Here is a 6,429-nt window from a genome sequence, read left to right on the forward strand (position 1 = left end):
TAAAGTTCGGGGATGGCTCTTCTATGATAAAATATCTTCTCTTTAAACGACTAAACTGTAAGGTAAGATCGTAACTTTTTCATATAAATTAATATCTGTTTCAAACTATAACAGTTCTAATAAAAAATATACCTATAAAAATTGTTATTAACTAAAATAACAGTAGAAACTTCGATCCTACAAAACCCAGTCACGTTCAGGGGGTTGGAGGAACCGGTTGAAACAGTGTCGACGGCAAACCCATTTCTGTAAAGTATGGTAAGTTAACCGCCCCAGCTTTCTACTCCGGCCTAATTCGCCTCACGCCGTGGCCTTTTGGCCGAACCCGTCAACGGGAGGGGTCAAAGCCGGTTTCACGGCCCTCCCCTTTCAAGCTCCGATCATTGGACGCCCGACACAACGCCGATTATTCTGGCGCTACCGGTCAATGATGCCTCTGATCTTTCTAATCAGCTCCGACAGACTGCTCGGCTTTTGGATGAATCCGTCGGCGTCACCCTCCATCATCTCCTTTGCCTGTCCGTTTTTGCTGTAACCGGAGGCAACGAGGACCTTGATATCCTTTTTGATCTCTTTCAGCCTTTTCAGCACATCCCTGCCGCTTATGTCCGGCATAATGTAGTCGAGGATTACGATGTCGATGTCATCCGCACGCTCCTTGAACAGCTTGATGCCCTTTTTGCCGTTTTTTGCGGTCAGGACCTTAAATCCGTTATCGGTGAGGTAATCGGCCCAGATATCCAGAACGTACTGCTCGTCATCTATAATAAGCACGGTTTCCGTTCCCCCCGCCGCTGTCCCCTCGGCTAATTCCTCGCCTAATTCCTCTTCCTCATCGATGACTCCGAGAGATACGGGAAAATACAGCTTAAAGACGGAGCCTTTCCCCTCTTCGCTGTAGACATTCACGAAACCCCCATGATTCTTTATTATCCCGTACAGCGTTGCCAGTCCCATACCGGTGCCGCCCTTGTCGCTCTTCGTCGTAAAAAAGGGCTCGAATATCCGCTCCTTTATCTTTGCGGGGATGCCGACTCCGGTGTCTGAAACGGACATCATCACATAATCGCCTGTTCCGGCCTCTATGTGATTTGTGGCGTAATTGTCTTCCAGGTATACATTTTGAGTTTCGATAACGATTTTACCGCCGACCTTCATGGCTTCCCTGGCGTTGATGCACAGATTAAGAAGGCACTGCTCAAGCTGCCCTCGGTCGCCTTTGATCGGTTTGACTTCCTCTTCATAATGTGTTTCGATCTTGACCGATTTATCCATGGATCCCGACAGGAGAAGAAGAGTCTCTTTAACAATATTATTCAGATTTATCTTTCTTGGAATGTGTGTGCCGCTTCTCGCTATGTTAAGAAGCTGGGTCGTTAATTCCACGGCTCTCTGGGTGGCGTCGAAGATGGTTTTTACCGCCTTGTAGTCTTGGTCATCCGGTTTCTTTTTTAAAACGAGGAATTCGGCGTATCCCATTATCCCCATGAGGATGTTGTTGAAGTTATGGGCTATCCCGCCCGCCAGATTGCCGATAGCCTCCATTTTCTGGGTCTGCATGAACTGATATTCAAGTTTTTTCATCTCGGTGATGTCTCTGATCGATCCCCTTAACCCTATGATATTGCCCTTGTCGTCCAGGCGGGGATTTGCGGTTACAAGTCCATATAGTATTGAGCCATCCTTTGCGTAAAGATGGATCTCCTTGTTTTTCAAAAAGCCGGTTCTCTTGAGCTCACTTATCAGTTCTTCCCTCTCGTAAGGATCCTCGTAGAAGATAAAGGCGCTTTTACCGATAATTTCATCAACGGAATAGCCGGCCACCCGTTCGATAGCGGGGTTGATGTCGGTTATTTCTCCTTTTATGTCCGAAGCAAAAAGGACCTCTTCGCTCGTTTCAAAGATGTTTCTGATCGTTTCCTCCGATTTCTCGAGGTTCTTCCGAGCGATTTTCATTTCGGTGATATCTTGAAAATTCTCGACAACAACTTCAACGCCTCTGATTGGAATCCTTCGCGCGCTTTTGATTATTGGAATAAAACGGCCGTCTTTACTCTTTACGGCGGTTTCGTCATTTTCAATTCTCTCTTTTCCCATATCAAAAATGGGACATTTGTGGGGGCCTTTCGGGCAGATTATATCGCACTCATGACCAATAAGCTCTTCCCTCTTAAAACCGGTTATCTGACAGAGGAAATCATTGGCGTCCTCGATCAAATAATCGCTGTTTATTATAAAACTTCCGCCGGGGAGGTTTTCATACAGCAGCCGGAACTTCTCTTCGCTTTTTTTAAGCTCCAGTTCCGTTCGCTTTCTATCCGTAATATTTCTAAAATAGCAGAGTACGGCCGGCTTTCCGTTCCACAGTGACATAGATGTATATAATTCCGTTTCGGTGATCGTACCGTCCTTTGATATGACCCTGAATTCATATATTCCAGGGACTTCTTCTCCTTTCATTGACCTGGCATAACTGTCCACTACGACATTGACGTCATCCGGGTGGATGAAATCGGAGAAGGTTTTGCTTTTAAGCTCCTCGTCTGTATAACCGACGTAATCCTTCAGGAATTTATTGTAGAATACTACCTTGCCGTCCTGCAGTACCGCTACGCCCTCGGTCGAATTCTCGATGAGATCCCGGTACTGCTCGTCTGTCTCGGAAGCCTCGATGCCGGTTCTGTCTTTCATCTCACGGATTTCTCTTTTCAGCCGCTCGATTTCTTCCAGCAACTCCTCTTTCGTAGCTTTGGAGAGACTCATCGTTCTACCTTAAAAAACAAATTATTGGCATTTTTTACTATTTTACATCAAATCTGCAGATAATTCAAAAAAAATTACCCTTTCCCTCCTTGTATTTTCCGATGAAATAGACAAGCTTTGAGTGGAGATATGAGACATCTTTGAAACAGCCGCCTTATTCTACGAGCTTTTCCGATGTTTATACAGACCTTTTCAAGGAGATTTTCTGTACTGGCGAGGGTTATCGTTTTGACCGATGTTTTCGTAAAGCCGCCGACAGAAAGACCCTAATCGTGGTGGTAGTGCTCCCTGCCCAGCTTGCCGTCCGACTTGAAGTGGCCGAAGATTCCCTTCTGGGGATAGATATCCTTTAAAAAGAGCACCAGCATGGAGCCGATGCCGACCACGAAGGCGCTGACCAGAAAAACGTCGTCGAAGGAATTGACGGCGGCCCAGCTTTTAAGGTAGCGAAACAACAGGGCCTGGGCGATCTCCGAAGTCCCAGCGATGGAGCTTTTGAATCCGTTGAGGTTTTGACTGATCTTCGAGAGGAGAATGGAGAGGGGGACGTTATCGGGTGTGAGATGAACGTAATATTCGGCGCTGTGAAAAGCCTCCCGTCTTGAGAGCATGGAGCTGAAGATGGCGACCCCGAAGGCCCCCGAGACCTGCATTATGACGTTGAGGAGTCCCGACGCCAGGCTCATCATCCGCTTTGGCGCCGCGTTGATGGTGGCGACCGTCAAGGGCGCCATCAGAAATCCCAGACCGACCCCCCTGATGATGAACCCGTAAAGCAGAAATTCGTAGCTGGAGTTCAGCGAGAGCCTGCTGTATAGATAGAGGGAATAGGCCGTTAGGATGCCGCCGAATACGGCGGGGACCTTTGGGCCGATGCGGTCGGTGATGTTTCCCGCCAACGGCATACTTACGGAGACGGCCAGGGCCGAGGGCATCATCAAAAGTCCGGTGTCGAAGGCGGTATATCCCATGAGGTTCTGCAAAAAGAGGGGCATCAAAAAGACCGACGAGAAAAGCCCGATGGAGCGAATGACCCCCATGATGCAGCCGAGGGAGAAGTTCCTGTTGTTGAAGATGGAGAGCTCCACAATCGGGTTCTTTACGAGTCTTTCCGTGATCAAGAAGATGAGAAACGAAAAATACGCTGTGCCGAACATGGCAAGGATATAGGGCGAATGCCATCCCTCACGCTCACCCTGGGTGAATCCCAGGAGCAGGCCGGCGAGGGCCATGGAGAGGAAAAAGAATCCGGGCAGATCGAAGCGCACGCTGCCGCCGTGTCCCCGGTCTTTCCTCAGAATGATCAACGCCGTGGCGATGACGACAATCCCGATGGGGATATTGATGTAAAAAATGTAGCGCCAGTTTACGTAATCCACCAGGTAGCCTCCCAACGTCGGCCCCACCGCCGGGGCGATGGTGGCCCCCGCTCCCCAGATACCCAGGGCCATCCCCCTCTCCTCCGGGGGGAACACCTCCGTGGTCATTGTGAGACCCGTGGGCATGAGGGCGCCGCCGCCGATGGCCTGTATGATCCGGAAAAATATCAGCGACTCCCGGTTCCAGGAAATGCCGCACAGGGCCGATCCCATGATGAAAAAGAGGAGGGCGAGGATAAAGGCGTTTTTGAGCCCCAGTGCGTCACGGAGCCAGACGGTGAGCGGCATAAGGATGGCAAACGCCAGCATGTAGCCGGTCACGACCCACTCTATCTCTTCGAGGTTTGAGGAAAAGGCCACCATGAGATGAGGCAGGGCCACGTTGACGATGGAGTTGTCGAGGATGGCCATAAAGGAGCCCATGATGACAATGAGGAGAACCAGCCACTTATAGCGGTCATTCGGCTCCTGGGGAGTTTCTTTTTGAGATTTCTGTGCCACTATCTCTTCGCGTAAACGGTTACGGCGGCGTTGCTCCCGGGCCTGAAGACAAAGCCGCGCGGATCGACCGTTATCTTAATCGGGATTGTCTGGGTCACCTTGATGTAGTTGCCCGAGGCGTTGTCCTGGGGGATGATGGAGAAGACCGATGACGCCGCGACGCCGATGTCGGAGACCTCTCCCCAGAATTTTTCACCTGAATAGGAGTCGATTTTTACCTTGACGGGCTGTCCCTTTTTAATGTCGGCGATGTCGTCCTCGTCTATGCGGGCGGTGATCCAGATTTTACTGAGATCTACGACGGCGAATACCGGCTTCCCCTGAACGACCAACTCTCCCGAAGAGACAAGCTTTCGCGCCAGATAGCCGTCGATGGGAGACCTGAGGGGAATATAGGGGGTGTCGGCCTCTGTTATGTTGAGGATGTTCTTCGCCATATCGTAGAGGTTTTTGGAGGCGAAAAGCTGGGACTTGAGAACCGAGAGCGTGGTCCATTCGTCGTCGAGTTTCATCTTAGAGATCCCCCCGGAGTCGAAGAGGGTCTTGTTGCGCCGGTAGCTCTTTTCCGCCAGGGACACCTTGTTTTCAAGGGTGTCCATCTGCTGCTTTATCTCCGAGAGGGTCGAAAAGGCTTCGAGGTTTTCCTCGTTCTTTATTCGCTCCGTGGAGCCGATCAGGGGGTCGATCTCGGCTATGGTCTCCCCGATCGATACGCGGTTGTATTCCGAAACGGAGAAATCGACCAGGATGCCGGCGGTGTCGCTGGTTATGTAGAGGATGTCCGCGTCCACCTTTGCGTTATCGGTGCGGACGGTGCCGTACGTAAAAATCCACCATATAAGGGCGGCGATTATACCTAAGCATATGAAAAAGAGGGGGATGGCGATCTCTCTCCTCTTTATGGTCTCCTTTATATCCAATTGCTTCTCCGGTTATATCTATTTAGGACGCTTTTTAGGACGCTGTTTTAGACGCTATTTTGGACGGGGGTGCCTGATCTTTTCCATAGACGTCTCGAATTTGAAAGGGGTGTCGATATCGAAGGGGCACTTACCGGAGTGACACTCGACGCAGCTGTTCTCGGGATTTTTGGCAAGGCCCTTTTTTACGGCGAGCTCCCGATCCGTCATTATGGAGAAATAGGCGTAGCCGCCGCCGCTCCCGTGGCACCCCTCGCAGCTCACGCCGTCCTCCTTCCGATACATGGGGCCCATTTGCCTGAATGGAGCACCGTGTCCCGTGAGGTGGCACTTGAGGCATTGGTCGTTTTTCGAGGGCGCCGCTATTCCCGCGTCTTTTGCATAATCGAGCGCCTTTTCGGAAAAGAGGGTTAAGTAGGCGTTGCTGTGGCCCGAGGACTTCCAGGTGTCGTACTGGTTTCCGATGTCGGCCGACGAGTGGCACAGTCCGCACCGGGAGGCGCCCTCGAATTTGTATTGTCTCGTGTACTCAGCGGCGGTGAGAATTAAGAACAGGATAATGAGGGCGGCTAAGACGGCCGTCTTGGTTTTGTAGTACATGAATCGGTATTATATATTTTAGAGTCATTTTGTCAACAAAATGTTTGACTTGGGGGTGAAAAATGGGGGGAAAGGGGTGAGGTCAGCCCTGCGTGTTGATGGGGGAGGGGGGAAGGACGGTTCGGTTTTCGATTTTTGAATGAGGATATTTAAAAAGAAATTAGGGGCTTTTTGGCCCCTATTTGAAAAAGTTACGATCTTACCTTACAGTTTAGTCGTTTAAAGAGAAGATATTTTATCATAGAAGAGCCATCCCCGAACTTTAA

4 protein-coding genes are annotated in these 6,429 nt (G+C 50.2%); all 4 read right to left on the bottom strand.

Annotated features, from left to right (window positions below; translation table 11 throughout):
• Positions 1-417: 417 nt before the first annotated feature.
• Positions 418-2,691, bottom strand: coding sequence for a PAS domain S-box protein (locus JW984_06600; protein MBN1572852.1), 2,274 nt, complete (start codon positions 2,689-2,691; stop codon positions 418-420).
• Positions 2,692-3,029: 338 nt separating this feature from the next.
• Positions 3,030-4,643 (bottom strand): DHA2 family efflux MFS transporter permease subunit, encoded by a 1,614-nt coding sequence (locus JW984_06605; protein MBN1572853.1) that lies wholly within the window; start codon positions 4,641-4,643, stop codon positions 3,030-3,032.
• The gene (locus tag JW984_06610) at positions 4,643-5,563 is read right to left on the bottom strand and encodes an HlyD family secretion protein (protein ID MBN1572854.1); all 921 of its coding nucleotides are present in this window, start codon (positions 5,561-5,563) and stop codon (positions 4,643-4,645) included. The genes JW984_06605 and JW984_06610 overlap by 1 nt, the downstream gene beginning before the upstream one ends.
• Positions 5,564-5,617: 54 nt before the next feature.
• Positions 5,618-6,163, bottom strand: a complete 546-nt coding sequence (locus JW984_06615) for a cytochrome C554 (GenBank protein ID MBN1572855.1) — start codon at positions 6,161-6,163, stop codon at positions 5,618-5,620.
• Between the last annotated feature and the right edge of the window lie 266 nt (positions 6,164-6,429).

The organism is Candidatus Zymogenus saltonus (assembly GCA_016929395.1).
Taxonomy (GTDB): Bacteria; Desulfobacterota; Zymogenia; order Zymogenales; family Zymogenaceae; genus Zymogenus; species Zymogenus saltonus.